At 60.8% G+C, this 18,085-nt stretch carries 17 protein-coding genes; 9 read left to right on the forward strand and 8 right to left on the reverse strand.

Features of this window, described 5'->3' with window-relative positions:
• Positions 1–47 precede the first annotated feature (47 nt).
• The 5 genes from G6N74_RS18070 (at position 48) to G6N74_RS18090 (ending at position 5,116) form a co-directional block, all read left to right on the forward strand.
• Complete coding sequence (locus tag G6N74_RS18070; protein ID WP_165119344.1) at positions 48–1,007, forward strand: amidohydrolase family protein; 960 nt, start codon at positions 48–50, stop codon at positions 1,005–1,007.
• The gene (locus G6N74_RS18075; RefSeq protein ID WP_165119345.1) at positions 1,004–1,429 is read left to right on the forward strand and encodes a Rieske (2Fe-2S) protein; all 426 of its coding nucleotides are present in this window, start codon (positions 1,004–1,006) and stop codon (positions 1,427–1,429) included. The genes G6N74_RS18070 and G6N74_RS18075 overlap by 4 nt, the downstream gene beginning before the upstream one ends.
• Position 1,430: 1 nt before the next feature.
• The gene (locus G6N74_RS18080; protein ID WP_165119346.1) at positions 1,431–2,606 is read left to right on the forward strand and encodes an acyl-CoA dehydrogenase family protein; all 1,176 of its coding nucleotides are present in this window, start codon (positions 1,431–1,433) and stop codon (positions 2,604–2,606) included.
• Between the two features lie 35 nt (positions 2,607–2,641).
• Positions 2,642–3,841 carry a CaiB/BaiF CoA transferase family protein gene (locus G6N74_RS18085; protein WP_165119347.1) on the forward strand — a complete coding sequence of 400 codons (1,200 nt, stop codon included), beginning with the start codon at positions 2,642–2,644 and terminating at the stop codon, positions 3,839–3,841.
• A 66-nt stretch (positions 3,842–3,907) separates the two neighbouring features.
• Positions 3,908–5,116 (forward strand): NAD(P)/FAD-dependent oxidoreductase, encoded by a 1,209-nt coding sequence (locus G6N74_RS18090; protein WP_165119348.1) that lies wholly within the window; start codon positions 3,908–3,910, stop codon positions 5,114–5,116.
• A 129-nt stretch (positions 5,117–5,245) separates the two neighbouring features.
• Here G6N74_RS18090 and G6N74_RS18095 read toward each other — a convergent pair whose 3' ends face one another.
• A complete protein-coding gene (locus G6N74_RS18095) occupies positions 5,246–6,229 on the reverse strand; it encodes a Bug family tripartite tricarboxylate transporter substrate binding protein (RefSeq protein WP_165119349.1) in 984 nt (327 codons plus the stop codon).
• Positions 6,230–6,627: 398 nt separating this feature from the next.
• On the opposite strand from G6N74_RS18095, the gene G6N74_RS18100 reads away from it, so the two are divergent.
• From G6N74_RS18100 to G6N74_RS18110, 3 genes are all read left to right on the forward strand, one after another.
• A complete protein-coding gene (locus tag G6N74_RS18100) occupies positions 6,628–7,377 on the forward strand; it encodes an ABC transporter ATP-binding protein (protein ID WP_205826748.1) in 750 nt (249 codons plus the stop codon).
• Positions 7,374–8,090: an ABC transporter ATP-binding protein gene (locus tag G6N74_RS18105; protein WP_165119350.1), complete on the forward strand. Its 717-nt coding sequence runs from the start codon at positions 7,374–7,376 to the stop codon at positions 8,088–8,090. The genes G6N74_RS18100 and G6N74_RS18105 overlap by 4 nt, the downstream gene beginning before the upstream one ends.
• A gap of 75 nt (positions 8,091–8,165) precedes the next feature.
• Positions 8,166–8,906 (forward strand): FadR/GntR family transcriptional regulator, encoded by a 741-nt coding sequence (locus tag G6N74_RS18110; protein ID WP_165119351.1) that lies wholly within the window; start codon positions 8,166–8,168, stop codon positions 8,904–8,906.
• A gap of 285 nt (positions 8,907–9,191) precedes the next feature.
• Here G6N74_RS18110 and G6N74_RS18115 read toward each other — a convergent pair whose 3' ends face one another.
• Together G6N74_RS18115 and G6N74_RS18120 are read right to left on the reverse strand one after the other, a co-directional pair.
• Positions 9,192–10,286, reverse strand: coding sequence for an alpha/beta hydrolase (locus G6N74_RS18115; RefSeq protein ID WP_165119352.1), 1,095 nt, complete (start codon positions 10,284–10,286; stop codon positions 9,192–9,194).
• Positions 10,287–10,354: 68 nt separating this feature from the next.
• Positions 10,355–11,542, reverse strand: coding sequence for an MFS transporter (locus G6N74_RS18120; protein WP_165119353.1), 1,188 nt, complete (start codon positions 11,540–11,542; stop codon positions 10,355–10,357).
• Between the two features lie 134 nt (positions 11,543–11,676).
• Here G6N74_RS18120 and G6N74_RS18125 point away from each other — a divergent pair, with 134 nt between their 5' ends.
• Positions 11,677–12,570 (forward strand): LysR family transcriptional regulator, encoded by an 894-nt coding sequence (locus tag G6N74_RS18125; RefSeq protein WP_165119354.1) that lies wholly within the window; start codon positions 11,677–11,679, stop codon positions 12,568–12,570.
• Positions 12,571–13,028: 458 nt separating this feature from the next.
• Here G6N74_RS18125 and G6N74_RS18130 read toward each other — a convergent pair whose 3' ends face one another.
• The 5 genes from G6N74_RS18130 to G6N74_RS18150 all read right to left on the reverse strand — a co-directional run bounded on the left by G6N74_RS18130 (position 13,029) and on the right by G6N74_RS18150 (position 18,072).
• The gene (locus tag G6N74_RS18130; protein ID WP_165119355.1) at positions 13,029–13,262 is read right to left on the reverse strand and encodes a hypothetical protein; all 234 of its coding nucleotides are present in this window, start codon (positions 13,260–13,262) and stop codon (positions 13,029–13,031) included.
• 315 nt (positions 13,263–13,577) lie between these two features.
• Positions 13,578–14,390, reverse strand: coding sequence for a sugar phosphate isomerase/epimerase family protein (locus G6N74_RS18135; RefSeq protein ID WP_165119356.1), 813 nt, complete (start codon positions 14,388–14,390; stop codon positions 13,578–13,580).
• Positions 14,387–16,135: an FAD-dependent oxidoreductase gene (locus G6N74_RS18140; RefSeq protein ID WP_165119357.1), complete on the reverse strand. Its 1,749-nt coding sequence runs from the start codon at positions 16,133–16,135 to the stop codon at positions 14,387–14,389. Before G6N74_RS18140 ends, G6N74_RS18135 begins: the two co-directional genes overlap by 4 nt.
• Positions 16,132–17,178, reverse strand: a complete 1,047-nt coding sequence (locus tag G6N74_RS18145) for a Gfo/Idh/MocA family oxidoreductase (protein WP_165119358.1) — start codon at positions 17,176–17,178, stop codon at positions 16,132–16,134. The genes G6N74_RS18140 and G6N74_RS18145 overlap by 4 nt, the downstream gene beginning before the upstream one ends.
• 21 nt (positions 17,179–17,199) lie before the next feature.
• Complete coding sequence (locus tag G6N74_RS18150; protein WP_165119359.1) at positions 17,200–18,072, reverse strand: sulfurtransferase; 873 nt, start codon at positions 18,070–18,072, stop codon at positions 17,200–17,202.
• Positions 18,073–18,085: the final 13 nt, after the last annotated feature.

Below are 18,085 nucleotides of genomic sequence, written 5' to 3' on the forward strand. Positions count from 1 at the left end.
GTTGCCGCTTTGCCGGTGTCAAGAAGTTCGAAGACCTCTTTCCGCTGATGCCCGGTGACTGGCGCCGCCATTTCGACCGGTATGAATGGACCGGTGCTGTCGATCTCGCCTCGAACCACATCCGGGTTTCCGATCGCTTCAGCCACGAGCCGCTTTCCGTATTCGACCCGATGTCGCTCGATATGGAGGCGCTCGTCCTGCCTCACCAAGGTCTGATCGTGAACGGCTGGAGTGATCTGATCGCTGCCGGTGTCTTTCTGGATGCCTTGAATGATTATGCCCTGGAGCACTGGGCGTCGCAGAAGAGCCGCGTCGTGCATGTCGTCAACCCGCATGATCCGGCTGGGTCGGCGGAGCGCATCGGGCGCTGCGCCGGGGACCGGCGGATCGCGGCCATCACCATTCCGCTCATGCCGACAATGCTGGGCTCTGTCAGTTGGGACCCGGTCTTCCGCGCAGCTACCGAGGCAGGGCTACCGGTCGTCATTCACTTCTCGGGCGTCGAAGGCTCTTATGCGGGCGCCCCGCCGCTCGCCGGCGCGCCGCACACCAACCCCCTCTCTCGCCATATTCTAATGCCGCATCTGGCGGAATCGAATGTCGCGAGCATGATCTTCGAGGGGGCTTTCTATCGGTTCCCGACTCTTCAGGTCCTGTTTGCCGGTTTCGGTTTCAAATGGCTCCCGTCGCTGCTGCGGCGACTGGATCAGGAGTGGCGCAACTTCCGGTCCGACATGCCGTGGGTGAAGGACAAGCCGAGCGCCAAGGTCGTCGACCACATCTGGGCCAGCACGTATCCGGTCGGGGAAGCGCACAACCCTGAGATCTGGCTGGGTGAGTTTTCCGAACCGCTGCTGCGTCGCGTCGTTTTCGCATCCAATGCGCCATTTGACGGCGATCCGTTTACGCAGGTCATCGATACCCTCGGTCAGGAATGGGCGCAGCGCCTGGCCGACAACGGCTCCGCCTTCGCCCATCCCGCGCTTCGCCGGGAGGTGGCCGCATGACCATCGCGCAGCAGCAGACGATGCCGGAGCACCGGATCGGTAAGCTTGAGGACTTTCCCGAGCGCAAGGTCGTCCCCGTCGAGGCTGGCGGCAAGACGATCGGCGTGCTGCGGCGCGGCGACGATGTCCATGCCTTCGCAAATCGCTGTCCGCACCACGGCGCGCCGATGTGCCGGGCACAGGTCTCGGGTACCATGCGTCCATCGGAGCCCAACCAGTTCGTCTACGACCTCGACGGCTTGATCGTGAAATGCCCCTGGCATGCCTACGAGTTCGACGTCCGCAGCGGCGAGGCGATGGGCGGCATCATTCGAGGCCGCCTGTTCGTCTATCATTGCGAAGTGCGCCACGGCGAAGTCTTCGTCCAGCTCCGCCGACCGGCTACGCCGTCGCTCAAAGCATCCCCAATCCCTGGAGAATAGAATGGAATTGACAGCCGAGCAGGAGGCAATCCTGCGCACAGTGCGAGAATTCGTCGACAAGGATGTTTTGCCTACCGTCGCGAAATACGACAGGTCGGACGAGTTTCCGCAGCCTCTCTACGAACAGATGGTGGAGATGGGCCTTTTCGGGATCACCATCCCCGAAGAGCATGGCGGCCTCGGGCTGGATCTGATGACCTATGCGCTGGTCGTGGCCGAACTGTCGCGCGGCTGGATATCGCTGAGTGGCATCTTGAACACGCATTTCATGGCGGCATGGATGATCCAGAATTTCGGAACCGAGGAGCAGAAACAGAACCTGCTGCCGCTGATGGCGACCGCCGAACTGCGTGCTGCCTATTCGATGACGGAGCCTGGCGCCGGTTCCGACGTGCAGTCAATCCGGACTACGGCGAAGCGAACGGAAGATGGCGGCTGGCGGATCGACGGCCAAAAAATGTGGAGCACAAACGGTCTGCGCTCAAGCATTATCATGCTCCTGGCCGTCACTGACGCATCGGCCAATCCCCGTCACAAGGGCATGACCGCCTTCATCGTTCGAAAGGAGCCCGGCGTCCAGCATCAGCCGGGCCTGACGATTCCGCCGAACCTCAAGAAACTCGGCTACAAGGGGGTGGAGACGACAGAGCTCGTCTTTGACGACTACCGGGTGCCCGCCTACGCGGTGCTCGGCGGTGAAGCCGGGATAGGGCAGGGCTTCAAATATTTCATGGCTGCCGTCGAGCTCGGCCGGGTCAACGTCGCAGCCCGCGCGGTTGGTGTCGCCCGTTGTGCCTTCGAACTGGCGATCCGATATGCGCAGGAACGCCAGACCTTTGGCCGCAAGATCGCACAGCATCAGGCTATCCAGATGAAGCTTGCCCAGATGGGTACGCAGATCCGTGCTGCAGAACTGCTGACCTTCGACGCTGCGCGCCGCAAAGCGTCGGGCGAGCGCGCCGACCTGGAGGCCGGAATGGCGAAGCTCTACGCCACCGAGGCGGCCCAGTTCTGCGCCATCGAGGCGATGCGCATCCATGGTGGCTACGGCTATTCGCAGGAATACATGGTCGAGCGCCTCTACCGGGACGCGCCGCTGCTGATCCTCGGGGAAGGCACCAACGAAATTCAACAATTGCTGATCGCTCGGCGGCTGCTGGAACTGCACGCTGTCTGAGCAGCGTCTGAATCAATCTTAAAGGAATGAGGAAAATGACCAAGAAATCAGGTGCCCTCGAAGGGCTGAAAGTCGTGGAATTCGCGCATGTGATTGCCGGGCCGTTGTCCGGAACGCTGATGGCAGACCTCGGTGCAACCGTCGTCCACGTCGAGGACCCAGGAATTGGCGACCCACAACGCACGGCCGGCCCGGCCAAGGACGGTGTGCATCTCTGGTGGCAGATGGCGGCGCGCAACAAGCGCTCAATCACGCTGAACCTGCGCAGCGACGAGGGCCGCGCGCTTGCCAAGGAACTGGCCGCCTGGGCAGACGTCGTGATCACCAATTTCCGTGTCGAGACGCTGGAGAAATGGGGACTGGACTTCGCATCGCTCAACAAGATCAATTCGAAGGTCATCGTTCTGCAGGTTACCGGCTTCGGCGCGACCTCCTCACGGCGCAATGAGCCGGGCTTCGGCAAGGTCGGCGAGGCCATGAGCGGCGTGGTCCACCTGACAGGCTTCCCGGATGGCCCCCCGGTTCATACTGGCTTCTCCCACGGCGATTCCGTCACGGGCCTGATGGGGGCTTATGCCGTACAGGCCGCGCTCTACCGCAAGCATACCGACCCGGATTTCAAGGGCGAGTGGATCGACCTGTCGCTTTATGACGGGCTGTTCCGCCTCATCGAATGGCAGGTAATCTTCCATGACCAGCTGGGCACGGCGCCCGAGCGGATGGGCAACAAGCTAGCAGCCGCGCCGGCGGCCGTCATCAATATGTACCAGACAGGCGACAAGCGTTGGCTGACGGTGACCTCGGGCACGCCTCGCGCCGTCTCGAACACAGCAAAGCTCGTCGGTGAGCCGGCCGAGGATTATGTCACCCGTGCCGATCAGGCCAAAAACTCGGAGCGCCTGGATAAGCTTCTCGGCGAGTGGATCGCCAAGCGCGGCATCGACGCGTGCATGGCTGCTATGAAGGAGATCGGCGTCGTCGCATCTCCGATCTATAGTATGGAAGACATTCTGGAGGACGAGACTTTCAGGGAACGCGAAAGCATCATCGAACTGGAGGTGCCTAAACTCGGTAAGGTGCGCATGCAGAACGTCGTGCCGAAGCTCGCCAACCATACCGGCGAAGTCTGGCGCGCCGCGCCGGAACTGGGGATGGATACCGATCTCGTCTACAAGGAATTCCTTGGCAAGACTGACGACGAAGTCGCCGCGTTGCGCGTCGGCGGTCATATCTGACAGGACGGAGCCGCCTGGGGCAAACTCCGGGCGGCATACACTCTTTTCACATCCAGAGTTGGTGGAATGACCAGACGTATCGTTATCGTCGGTGCGGGCCAGGCCGGCCTTGCCGTCGCCATGCAGTTGCGCCGACTTGGCTTCGATGGCGATGTGTCGCTCATCGGCGAGGAAGCCCTGCCGCCCTATCAGCGGCCGCCACTCTCCAAGGCCTACCTGCTCGGCAAGCTGGATGACGACCGGCTTCTCCTGAAGCCACTCGATTTTTACAGGGATCAGAAGATCGAGTTGCTTCTCGGCGCGCGGGTCGAAGCCGTCGACCTCGCCAAGCGGGAAGTTCGGCTGGCGGAGCGCTTGCTCCCGTTCGATGATCTTGTCCTGGCGACAGGCGCGTCGCCGCGTCCGCTGCCAGCCGAAGTGGGCGGCGGCCTTGCTGGCCTCTATTATCTACGCAACCAGATGGATGCGTTGCGTCTTGGACCCGAACTGCAGTCCGGCAGGCGGTTATTGATCCTCGGCGGCGGCTATATAGGGCTCGAAGTTGCAGCAATTGCGCGCTCGCGCGGCCTGGAAGTCACCGTTCTGGAAATGGCCGACCGGATTTTGCAGCGTGTCGCCGCACCGCAAACTTCCGACTTCTTCCGGAAGCTTCATGCGGCGCACGGCGTTCAGATCATGGAAAGCGCAGGTCTGTTGCGGCTGACCGGCAATGGCCATGTTTCCGGCGCCGACCTCATCGACGGTAGACAGCTTCCCGCCGACCTGGCGGTGATCGGCATTGGCGTTCTGCCGCGAACCGCTTTAGCCGAAGCGGTGGGGATCAACGTCGAAAACGGCATTCGAGTGGATGCCAGGGGGCAGACCTCCGCGCACGGCGTCTGGGCTGTCGGGGATTGCTGCTCACTGCCTTTCGAGGGACGGTGCATCCGGCTGGAAAGCGTCCCGAATGCCAACGACCAGGGCGCCATTGTCGCCCACAATATCCTTGGAATGGACAGGGATTATCTTCCGCAACCCTGGTTCTGGTCTGATCAGTATGATGTCAAACTGCAGATCGCCGGGCTCAACCAGGGCTATAATCGCACCGTCGTCCGCCCCGCGGCCGACAACCGTAGCCAGTCGGTCTGGTACTTCGAGAATGATCGCCTGCTGTCGGTAGATGCCATGAACGAGCCACGGTCCTACATGCTGGCGCGGCGGCTTCTGCAAAAGAATGCGTCGCCTCGCTTCGAGCAGATTGCCGATCCCGAATTCGATCCCGCCACGCTGCTTTGAAGACTTGGTTGTAGCGGAAAGGCGCGCGCACTCTTTCGTGTCACGGATGACAAGACGGGCGAACCCAGCTCCATAAGAGATAAGAGTCTGGGCTTGGTCGCCAGGTCTAACCAACGGATTTCGTTTGTTTTATTTTTGCGCCGTCGTGGTCTTGGCCGCCGCGGAATAGCGTTCGAGCTCCTTTTCCATGTAGGCCTTAAACGCTGCCGGATCGTCCGAACCTGACGTGTCGAAGCTCAACTTGTCGAGTAGTCGCTTCGAGATATCGGGGTCCGCGCGGATATCGTTGACACTCTTCACCAGCAGCTCTGTGACGGTAGCCGGCGTCCCCTTCGGAACATAGAGGCCATACCAAGCATCGACGACGAAATCCTTCAGCCCGGATTCGACAAGGGTCGGCACGTTCGGCAGGGCGGGGAAGCGTTCGACCGATGTGACGGCGAGGGCTTTCAATGCACCGCTTTGGACATACTGGCGCGCCGCCGGAAGGCTCAGCAGCATCAATTGGATTTGACCGGACATCAGATCGACAATGCCGGCTCCTTCGCCGCGGTAAGGGACGTGCGTCAGCCGCACACCGATCGCCGAGGCCAGCATTTCAAATGCGAGATGCGTCGTGCTTCCGACGCCGGATGAACCATAAGCCAGATCCGGATTCTGCTTGGCATATGCGACAAACTCCGAGAAGGAGTTCAACGGCAGCTTTGGATCGGCAGCGAGCACCAGCGTGGTTGCGCCATAGCGTGCGATAGGCTCAAGTTCCGTCAATGGGTTGAAACCGCTCTGGTCCATCGCCAGATTGACGATGCCAGAGCTTGTTCCGGTGCCGATCGTGTAACCATTTGCCTCGGCTTCCGACAATTGCCTGCTGCCGACGGACCCACCCGCCCCGGCAGCTACGTTCTCGATGAAGAACCGCCTGCCAAGTTTGTCGCCAAGGGCTTGGGCAAATATTCGCGTAACAAGATCTGTCCCGCCGCCAGCCGAAAATGGCACGATGACCCGAACCTCCCGTTCCGGGTACTGCTGTGCCGATGCCGAGTGGATCGTCATCCCCACCGCGGCAGCGAGGATAAGAGACAGCGTAAGCCGCCAATGTCTTTTGCGAAGCATGGTTTCCTCCCGTGTTCGTCGCCAAAGGCGAAGTTCAATAAATAATCAAATTATTCAGATACTTAGGATGTCTCATTCTGGAGACGTCATGACCGCACGACCAAACATCTGCCAGCCGCAGAGTTTTTGTCTTTAGCCGCTCGGGCTCGGAGCCGATCAATCCTAATATAATATTATCGAATAAAAATAGTCAAATATTTTCAATAAAGTTATTCTGGAACAAGCCTCTCCAGAGGAACCGTCACACAAGGCGATACCGACGGTCAAAGTCGCGTAAGATGCAGAAGGGAATGCGTTGGAGCCCAGGGGATGACATTCAGTGAATGTTTTTACGTACTGCGTGGTTTAGGTCGGAAATCGGTAAATCTCTACGCTCTCGATCACGATGACTTTTCTGCTTGCCCGCCGTTACCAGCGCTGAAACCGGCGCGAGGCTAGAGCCCAACGCAACCCTTCAGTTCGTAAATCATCGAGAATTCCTCCGGCGGTCTTTTTTCGCGAGGCGCTTTGGCATCATTTCAGTATCGATCATTGGGCCTAATGGTGCGGGCAAAACAACGCTCTTCAACCTTCTAACAGGTCAGCTTGCGCCTTCGTCCGGTAGCCTTGTTTATCTCGGCAAGGATATCGGACATCTGAAGCCGCACCACCGGGCACGTCTGGGTTTTGGCCGCACATTCCAAATCTCGCAGACGATGACCTCGATGACCGTGCTAGAGAAAGCGATGATTGGCGCTTTCCTGCGTCGGTCAGCAATTCGCGATGCAGCCGAACGCGCAGAGCAGACCCTCGAGATGGTGGGGCTTGCGGCATATGTTCACCGCCGCGCCGGCGAACTAACGCTTGGCGGCCGCCGTCGCCTGGAAGTCGCCCGCGCCCTCGCCATGGAACCTCGGATCGTTTTGCTTGATGAGGTGATGGCGGGTCTGAACCAGACCGAGGTGCAAGAGATCCTCGATCTGGTCGTCAATCTCAATGCGTCGGGCACCACGTTCCTGGTCATCGAGCACAATCTGAAGGTGGTACGCGCTTTTGCTCGACGGGTGCTTGTTATCAATCGCGGCCAATTGCTCGCGGAAGGCACGGCCGACGATGTGCTTGGCAACGATGCCGTGATCGAAGCCTATGTCGGAAAGAAACGCGCATGACGACGCATCTCGAACTCAGCGACATCAGCGCCGGTTATGGAGAGGCGAGCGTCTTGCACGACATCGACCTCACCATCGCGCGCGGTGAGATCGCAGCAATCGTCGGCGCGAACGGTGCCGGCAAGTCGACCCTGCTTTCCACAATCGCGGGCCTGATAAAGCCGACCAAGGGTAGTATCGACTTTGACGGGTCCGCCATCGCCGGCAGACGACCGAATGAATTGCCGGAACAGGGGCTTGTCCTGGTACCTGAAGGCGGGCGATTGTTCCCGTTCATGACGGTCAAGGAGAACCTGGAACTTGGTGCCTACAGCCCAAAATCCCGAGCAACAATCGCCACCCGCCTCAAGGAGGTCAGCGAGATATTTCCGCTCCTGCGCGAGCGCTACAGCCAACTCGCCGGACGGCTGTCAGGTGGCGAACGGCAAATGTGTGCGATTGCGCGCGCACTGATGAGCCGGCCGGAGATGCTTATGCTTGACGAACCGTCCGTCGGCCTGTCGCCGCTGATGACGGGGCGCGTTCTCGAAACGGTAGCGCATTTGGCGCGCGAGGAAGGCCTGACTGTTCTGATCGTAGAGCAGCGCGTGACAGAAGTTCTCGCGATCGCCGACCAGGCTCACATCCTCGATCATGGTCGCATTGTCAGATCCGGTGCTGCTTCGATCCTGCAAAACGACAGACAGGTTCAGGAAACCTATATGGGGATGTAAAGAAGCGATGATTCAAACTGTTTTCATGCTAGAAAAGGTCTGATAATTGGGATTGAAAGCGAAAAAGGAGATTTGATGACGAGCAGGGTCGCTTCACAGATCGTACCGATCGTCGTGCCGAAGGCGTCCGATATTCTCGCCAATCAATTGCGCCAGATGATTGTTCAGGGCGACCTGCGGCCTGGAGCACTGTTGCCGAGTGAACGGGATCTCGTCACCGAATCGGGCTTAAGCCGGTCGTCGGTTCGCGACGCTCTTCGGGTTCTGGAGTCCGAAGGTTTCGTCACGACCAAGGTCGGACGCAGCGGCGGATCGATAGTAACTCTCCCCGGCCGTGATATCGTTGCCCGCTCTGTCGAACTCTTCGTGCGGACGCACGGCATTCGCCTGGATTCACTCCTTGAATGCCGAGTTGCGGTGGAACCTACTCTTGCCCGCCTGGCGGCGCGCAACAGGAGTGAAGCCGAACTCGAAGAGATTACCGATCTTCACAAGCAATTCGAAATGTCTGTCGGCGATGTCCAACTTTACAAGCGCATCAATCTCGAATGGCATCTCGCGATCGCTCGATCGAGCGGCAACGAGCCGCTGCTTGCGCTGATGGAAGCGATAACCATGCCTATCCGCGACGCAATGGATTACCAGCATGTCACGACTCCCGAGATGCGCTCTCATGCCGTGCGCGCCCACACTGTCATCCTTAAAGCGATCCGGGATCAGGACGAAGCTTCAGCCGCACGTCGCATGGAGCGCCATGTAACTGCATATCGCGATGTAGCCACCGGCAGCGTTGGCCGGGAACCAACCCGACGCTAAGACGCTCTCGTACCGTTGCCGGACCGCTGCATGGGAGCCGGCCTTGGTCTTCCTATGCGCTCGCAGTCGTTCATGGCGGTTGCCAATCGTTCGTGGTTACTAACGATCGGCTGTGACCTCGCCCCAGCCTGATGAAATACGAATGTGCTCTTGAGCCACGGCGGTTCCATCCATTGGCGCTGTGAGAGCAGCGGCGCTCATTAATTTCAGCATGCGGCCATCTCTCTTTATCCCTAACCCGTTCAGAGGGAGCCTGCACCTGCGGAGCAGGTTCCCTCTCGCCACTTACGCAGCTAGATACTGATTGAAGAAGCTGGTCAGCTTGTCGAACGGGATCACGTCCACCTTGTCGTAAAGATCGGTGTGGTTGGCGCCCGGAATGATCATGAGTTCCTTCGGCTCCGCCGCGGCGGCGAAGGCCGTTTCGCTGAAGTAACGCGAATGGGCCTTCTCGCCATGAACGATGAGGACCGGGCGCGGCGAAATCTCGGCGATGTAAGTCAGGATCGGCATGTTCATGAAGGACAGCGGAGTCGTCAGGCTCCACGAGGCGTTTGAGTTGACCGCTCGCCGGTGGAAACCGCGGGGCGTCTTATAATAGTCAGCGTATTCCACGACAAACTGCGGCTCGCCACCTTTCAGCTCCAGCGAGACCGGACCATAAGCGGGAGTGCCTTTCTCTGCGTCCTGCCAGCGCTGCCGGCTGAGTTGCTCCAGCGTCTGTGCGCGCTGTTCGGGCGTCACACTGTCGTTGTAGCCCTTCGACATGACGCGGGTCATGTCGTACATGGTGCTGGCGGCAACGGCCTTGACGCGCTTGTCGGCAGCTACGGCGTTCAACGCCATGCCGCCCCAGCCGCAGATGCCGATGACGCCGATGCGCTCGCGGTCGACGGAAGCATGCAGGCCGAGATAGTCTACCCCCGCCATGAAATCCTCGGTGTTGATGTCTGGCGACGCGACGTTGCGGGGCTCACCGCCGCTTTCGCCGGTAAAGGATGGATCGAAAGCCAGCGTGACGAAGCCGCGCTCGGCCATGGTCTGCGCATAGAGGCCCGATGACTGTTCCTTGACTGCGCCGAACGGGCCACTGACGACAATGGCCGGCAGGCGGTTATCGGCACGGTTCTTCGGCAGATAAAGATCGCCTGACAGGGTGATGCCATAGCGGTTCTTGAAAGTGACCTTCTCGTGGTCGATCTTCTCGCTGCGCGGGAAGACCTTGTCCCATTCGTCTGTCATAATCTGAGCCTTTGCTTTGGGGGTGTTGAATAGTGAAGCTGCGCCGAATGCGGCGACGCCCGCGCCGGTCAGCTTCAGAAGCTCGCGCCGTTGAATGGCGCGTGCCGACGAGTTCGTGTCAGGGGTATCCATAGGCATTTCCGATCTCCTTCTTTGAGTTGATGTGTGTGTGTGTGGTGCGTGCCGAATTGGTCCATCCTGCCGGGTTACTCAGGCTTGAGCAGACGCTGGCCACTGCCGATGAGCGCGATTGCAAGACCGGCCAGGACCACGCTGCCAACGAAGGTCGCCACGATCGTCAGGCCGTCCAGAAGCAGGCCGCCAACGACAGCGCCTAGCAGGATCGAAGCCTGGATAGCCGCAACCATGAGGCTGCCGGCGGCCTCTGGCGCGTCGGCTGCGTTCTGTGACATCCAGGTCATCCAGATGACCGACATGGCGGTATTCATTGCGCCCCAGAGCGCGAGAAACAGGGCCGCCGCGACTACCGAGCCGCCCAGCAGCAAAAGGCCTAACGTGCAGCCGCCCATCAGCAGCGCCGGCAGTTTCAACAGCGGCGCGACGCTGCCGCTCAGGAACCGACCGGATGCCCAGGTGCCGACGAAGCCGGCGCAGCCGAGTAGGAGCAGCAGGATCGAGAGCGTCGCCACGTCCACGCGCGTCACCTGCTCCAGAAACGGGCGCAGGTAGGTGAACATGGTGAACGCCGAGCCCCATGAGAGCATTGCCGCGATAAGACCGCGCAGGAAGTATGGGCGCTTGAGCAGACCGAACATGGTGCGGAAGTCCTGGCGCCGGTGTGCGGGCAGCGAGGGCAGCGCCACCATGTGCCAGACAAGATTGCCGGCGACGATCGGCGTCAGCGCCCAGAACACCGCACGCCAACCGAACATAGCACCCAGATAGCTGCCGATCGGCGCGGCGAAAGCCGCCGCGATGGCCTGTCCGCCATACATCAGGGCGAGCGCACGCGGCACATCGCGTTCAGGAACAAGCCGCATGATGACGGCGGTAGCCAATGCCCAGGAACCGCCGATGCAGATGCCGAGCAGCGCGCGGCCAATCATGAGCACCGCGAAATTCGGCGCCGCCGCTACCAAAACCAGTGACAGCGACATCAGGGATGTCATCGCGACCAGAACCGATTTTCGGTTGAGCGTCCCGGCGGCGGTGGTGATGATCATGCTGGCGGCCACCGCGAAGAGACCGCTGATCGAAATCGCCTGTCCGGTCTGCCCGGTGGTCGCGTGTAGCCCTTCCGCCATCGGCGTAAGCAGGCTGACTGGCATGAACTCCGAAGCGATCAGCATCGCTACGCAGAGTGCCATCGAGAGAACCGCGCCCCAGGCGGCGTTCGGTTTGCTACCCGTATCTATTGTGGCGGCAATCGCCATGTTCGTGTGCTCCTGCTGAATTGTTGCAGTGCAAACCTAGTGGCTTTGCCATAAAACGATTACCCATCGAAATTGGCATGAACTAATCGACTGCATCGAATAATGTGTTGCAGGATGGCAAACGAAGGAGCGTCATGGCCAAAACCGACCTCAATCAACTGACGTGGTTTCAGGCCGTCGCCGAGGAGCGCAGCTTTACTAAGGCGGCGGCAAAGCTCGGCGTGGCGCAATCGACGCTCAGCCACGCGATCAAGCAGCTCGAAGCACGAATGGGCATACGCCTCCTGACCCGCACCACGCGCAATGTCGCGACGACGGCCGCAGGCGAACGGCTGTTACAGACGATCGCTCCGCGCATCGGCGAAATCGAGGACGAGATTGCCGCCTTGATGGCCTTTCGCGAGAAGCCGTCGGGCTCGATCAGGCTGACCTTGTCCGACCACGCATTGGAAAGCGTCGTATGGCCAAAGCTCAAACCGGTGCTGAACACCTATCCCGACATCAGCGTCGAACTGATCCTGGACAGCACGTTCCGCAACATTGTCGAGGAGGGCTTCGACGCGGGCGTCCGGCTGGGGGAGAGCGTCGAGAAGGACATGATCGCGGTCCGAATTGGCCCGGACTGGCGTTTGGTGGCTGTGGCTTCTCCCGGATATTTCGCTGCGCATGGTGTGCCTGAGCACCCACAGAATCTGGTCCGGCACGTCTGCATCAACATGCGTCATGAGACCGCCGGGGGCCTATATGCCTGGGAGTTCGAGAAGGATGGCCAGGCACTGCGCGTCAGGGTGAACGGACAACTGACCTTCAACAATTCCTACGCGATGATCGATGCCGCTGTAAGCGGCTACGGCATCGCCTATGTCCCCGAAAACATTGTGGCGCAGCACATCGCTTCGAGCTTGCTGGTGCAGGTTCTCGATGATTGGTCTCCCTTCTTCGACGGCTATTTCCTCTACTATCCGAGCCGCCGTCAGAATCTTCCGGCGTTCAAGGTCATCGTCGATGCGCTCCGATTTCGAGGATAATCGGGTTCGTAACACTTCCACAATTAAACCCAGTAGACGCCGAGGCGATCTCCTCGAAAATCCCTCACAGCTTCGGCCCGTTTGCGACAGCTGCCAAGCGCGCTGGCGGCCTGCGCGGCGGGTGTTGCGGACTAGCAGCTCAGCGATGAGTGAAGCGTCCGCTGCCGTCAGGAGTAGGCGTTCAGGCGCTGTCACAGGAATGACTTAAGGGCTCGACTCCAGGTCGGAGCGCCTACAGCCGGTGAAGGGCAGCTATCCCACTGGCACTCCCTAGAACCTGATGGTCGGCTTCGGCCCCGATGCAGATGGACATCGAGGTCTGGTTTGCCTCTTGCCACGGACGCAGTGCAACATAGGAGCGGTGGGTCCGCAGTTTCGCTTTCGCCAGAACCGACGGTGCTGTTACGCTGGCACAGGCAGTAACGGATTCACGGTAAAAGCGTTCGAACACTGTGGCCCTACTGGGCTGAGAACTTCACGCTCACGCCGCGCTGCCGAAAATAAGCCTGCATCAGCTTGCGTCCCGAACGGTTGTTTTGTGCCAGCTTGGTCGGGTCGAAAACTGCTTCTTTGGCACCCTCCCTGGACAAGGCTAGCTTGAGGGTAGCGATATGTTCATCGATGTCAGCATTGTCCGATCGGAGCGATGCATAAATGATATCGGTCGCCTCGGCAACGGTCGGCTCGCTCACGGTTTGTACTCCTTCGCTAGTAAAACCGACCGGCTACCACAAATTGGCGAACTGGCCTACTGCAATACTGCGGATGTCCATCACCACCTACGCACCGCGAGGCCTCGAAAGTAGTCTCCCTGCTTTCGTTCCCATGCAGCTATCCACCCCTGGCACCTGAAGCAGCCTGTTCGGGATCGGCCCCGAAGCCGACTTACGTATTGAATTGGAAATCGAAGGCGCTGCATCTGCAAGATGCAGAGTGGAACTGAGATGCCAGGAAGCTGAAGATCGTCAGTGCGATTTCACTCAGTATTTAGTCTAGCCATCGGCAATCTACTGAAGAGCCTTCATTAGCCGGGTTGCAGCTTCGCGGCAGAGCCGCGCGACGGTTGCGGGGCCAAGTTCGGCTGTCATGCGTTCCATCGGAACCTCGAGCCCGATCGGCAGGTCGGCAGGCATAGCAGACAGGAAACCTGCCAGATCCAGTCCGCCATCGCCCGGCGCCAGACGTTCGGCACGGGCGGCAAGAAGCAGCCCCTCGAGTGAGCCGGGATGGTCCGCGGATGCGTCGCAGAGATGAAGATAGTTGTATCGGTTTGCCGGGCTCGCACGCAGTTCAGCAAGCGTGGTCGAAGATCGTGCCAGGTGCAGGGCGTCGACCAGAATGCCTGCGTTGGCAGCATCTGAGGCGGCAACCACGCGTTCGGCATCTGCAAGACAAGAGACCACCGTCCAAGGATAGAACTCCAGATTGACGGTCAGTCCCAGCGGATGTGCCAGGTCGGCCAGGGCTGCGACGTTGTGAACGAGCCGTGACTCGTCGGGATCATATGCAGCCAGGAGAACTTGTGAAGCGCCAAGTTCGGCTGCCGTTTCCAGGACGGGCAGGAATTTTGCCGGTTCTGTCGTTGGCTCCAGCCGCAGGAACTCCACATCGAGAATGCGGATGCCCGTATCGGCAAGGGCAGCGCGGGTTTCGCGCAGGCCCATCGGGTCGTCCATCAGTGGATAGGAGGGTGTTTCAGGCGTGACCGCCACCAATCGCAAACCGACGGCCTGATAACCGGTCTCGGCTGCAACGCGGATTAGCTCCGGCGGTGTCAGCGACAAGGCCGTCAGATGGGCGAGGGACAAGAGACGGGTCATTGCGGGCTGCCTTCGGAATATGCGTCGCGCGTCAAGAAACGTCCGGCGACAAAACCGAAGGTCATTGCCGGACCAAGATTGATGCCACCTGCAGGATATGTGCCGCCCATGATGCTTGCCATGTCGCTGCCGACGGCATGAAGGCCGGGGATGATATCGCCGGCAGCGTCCAGAACGCGGGTCGCGGCATCCGTGCGCAGACCGGCAAAGGTGCCCATGCTGCCGGGCAGGATGCGCACGGCGTAGTAGGGCGGCTTGCAGATGGGTGCGACGCAAGGGTTAGGCCCGACCTGCGCGTCGCCGCCGGCGCGGTTGAAAGCGGAAGTGCCACGGCCAAAGGCATTGTCCTCGCCGCTCTGCGCGCCGAGATTATAGGCCGCCACCGTTTCCTCCAGCCCGGCCGGATCGATCCCGCAAAGACGGGCAAGCGCGCCGAGCGACTTCGCGCGCTTCAGATAGCCGGCCTTGATATGCCAGCCGATCGGCACGGGTGCCGGACGCACATGGCCAAGGCCGTAGCGGCGCAGGAAATGATGATCGCAGATCAGCCATGCCTGCGGCTGCTCGGCCTCGGGCGTTGCCTGCAGCAATGCGGCCAGCACATCGTGATAACCGTCCGCCTCGTTGACGAAACGGCGTCCGTCGGCACGCACGGCAATGACGCCGGGCTTGGCGCGGTCGATGAAATGCGGGAAGGGATGAAGGGTGCCGTCGCGTCGCGGTACCAGCGACACTGGCACCCACGCGCCCGGAGACACCAGATCCCGGCGCAGTTCCGCGCCTTCGGTCCGCGCTATCCGTATGCCGTCGCCGGCATTGCCATGCGGCGCGACCGACCAGTGTTCGTGCCCGGTGGGAACGTGCGGGAACAGCGACCGCCGCAATTCCGGATCGTGCGGGAAGCCGCCTGAAGCGAGCACCACGCCGCTTTTGGCATAAATCGTTTCCCGGGTACCGTCCTTGCGCAGCACATGGACGCCGGTGACGCGGCCGCTTTCGCGGATCAGCCCGGTGACGCGGCTTTCGCTGCGCAAATCCACGCCGGCATCGAGAGCCGACCTGACAAGCCGCGCGGCCAGTGCATTCCCGTTGACGAGGTGCATGCCCCGTCCATGAATCGCGAGATCCAGTAGATGCCTTCCGAAACGCCGAATGACATGGATCGCGGAGCGCAGGGACCGTGTCATCGACATGAAGCGCGCAAGATCGACGCCCGAAGCGATCCCCATCCCGAAGAATGCCGTTTCGGGAAGCGGTTTGCGCAGCAGGTTAATGGCGCACCCCAACTTCCTGCCGTCATAAGGGGCTGCACAGACCGAACGGCCTCCGGTTCCTGCCCCCGGCATATCACCATGCATGTCGGGTATCCGGTTGCCATCGACGAATTGAAGCGCGGTCCTGTCCTGAAAGAAGGAGACCATCTGCGGACCGGCTTCCAGAAAAGCCTCGATCAGGCGTTCATCATAAGCGGAGCCAAAATTGGCGCGAAGATAGGACCGGATCGTCTCGGCATCCTCATCGATGCCTGCCTGACGCGCCAGTAGATTGCGGGGAATCCACATCCAGCCGCCAGACCATGCCGTGGTACCGCCGAAGACGGCCTCCTTTTCCAGAACGATCACCTTGCCGCCGCGATGCGCGGCGGTGACGGCGGTGGAGAGCCCGCCTGCGCCCGACCCGACGACGAGAATGTCGCAGTTCTCGGTCTCGTTTCCGCGTGGTGCGGGGGAACCGCCGGTGGTCACGCCAGCCCGTCCTCTCCCGCAATTCCGGCCGACTGGAGAATTTCGGCGCACTTCACGATACGGCCCTCACGAAGGGACCTGTCGGCCGCTGCCGCAATGATCTGCGCCTGCAGACCGTCTTTCACACCGGGCACGGCTTCCCGGCCAAGCGCGCTGCGCGCGAAGTCGATGAAAGCGTTGATCGAGGCGCTGTAGCTTGGCGCCATCCGCACCATCGGATCCTTGGGCAGCCCCTCGGTGAGGATCTTGTCGTCGATGATGCGCATGACCGACCCTTCGGTGATGCGCGACGATTCGATCAAGCCGCCGGTTCCGAGCACCTCAATGCGGTCGTCATAGCCATAGACCGCGCGGCGCGTGTTCTCGATCTGGCAGAGCGCGCCGCTCTTCATCCGCAGCGTAACCATGCCGGTGTCGATGTCGTTCGCCTCGGCAAAGACCGGGTCAGCAATGACCGAGCCGAAAGCCACCACATCGACGGGTTCCTCGCCGGTGAGCCAGCGGACCATGTCGAAGAAGTGGATCATCTTGTCGAAGAAGAGGCCGCCTGAAACCTTGAGATAGTCGAGGCTGGGTATCGTGTTGGGGCCGCGCGAGGTGATCTGCACTGTCTGGACCTTGCCCAACCGTCCGGCAGCCAAATCCGCCTGAACGGCGGCGTGGTTGCGGTCGAAGCGGCGGTTGAAGCCGACCATGACGGCGTCGGCCGCGGCCCCGAGCGCAACATAGGTCGAATAGGCCTCTGCAAGCGTCGAAGCCAGCGGCTTCTCGCAATAGACGCGCTTGCCGGCTTTCGCCGCCGCCAGCATCAAGGGGCAGTGCGTATCGGTCGATGATGCGATGATCACCGCATCGATGGCGGGGTCGGCGATGATCTCTTCGGCTGACGCAGCGACGCGCGCGCCGTGCTCGCCGGCAATCGCAGCAGCATTCGGCGCATGCGGATCGGCCACGGCCACGATCCGTGCGAAGTTATTGCCACGCAGATGACGTGCATGGACCGAGGCAATGCGCCCCGCTCCGATCAGTCCAACGGAAATCATTCCAAAACTCCGGTTCCAGTATCAGCCGACAGCGATCGGCAAGGTGTCGTCTGCGGCCCATTCCGAGAGCGAGGCATCGTAGATCGCGACGTTCTCATAGCCGAGCATTGCCAGCACGAACGCATCCGCGCTGGCGGCGATGCCATGGCCGCAATAGGCAATGACGCGCTTGCCTTCGATGGGCAGGTGGGCGAAGCGTTGGCGCAAGGCGTCGATCGGCAGGTAGGTTTTCGTTTCCGGGTCGATGAGGCTCGCAGCTGGAACATTGACGCTGCCCGGCACGCTGCCCGGCCGGCCGTAGCTATTGCCGTCGATGCCCACGAATTGCGACGGCAGGCGCCCGCTTATGGTGCAGACCGCGCCGTCGCCGATGGCGGCAAGAACCTCGGCCCGGTCGGCGACCATATGGCTGCGCAGAATGGGCTGAAACCGGCCGGCAGCGCGCATTCGGGCAGGCCCTGTCTCAAGCGCCCGGTTTTCGCGGGCCCATTTGTCGAAGCCGCCGTCGAGAACGGCAACATTGTCGAAGCCGAAGACCCGGAACAGCCACCACACCCGCGTTGCCCACCAGGGATCCATGGTGGAATAGAGGATCACCTTCTTGCAGTCCGCGACGCCGAAGGCTGCTGCCTTCTCGGCAAACTGCTCTGCCGGAGGCAGCATGAACTTGTAACGGTGGGTATTGTCGGAAAAATCCTTCTGCACGTCGATGAACTGCGCGCCCGGAATATGCCCTTCCACGAACCGGTCGATCACCGGTTCCGTGCGGTAGATCGTCTTCGCATCCGGCACGATCCGCGTCGTGCAGTCGAACACCAGGACGTCAGGGTCCGAAATATGGGCTTCGAGCCATTCCGTCGAGACGAGATATTCGGGATGGATTTGTCTGCTCATGTCTTGTGCCCGT

The sequence above is a fragment of the Mesorhizobium zhangyense genome (genome assembly GCF_011045115.1).
Lineage (GTDB): Bacteria > Pseudomonadota > Alphaproteobacteria > Rhizobiales > Rhizobiaceae > Mesorhizobium_M > Mesorhizobium_M zhangyense.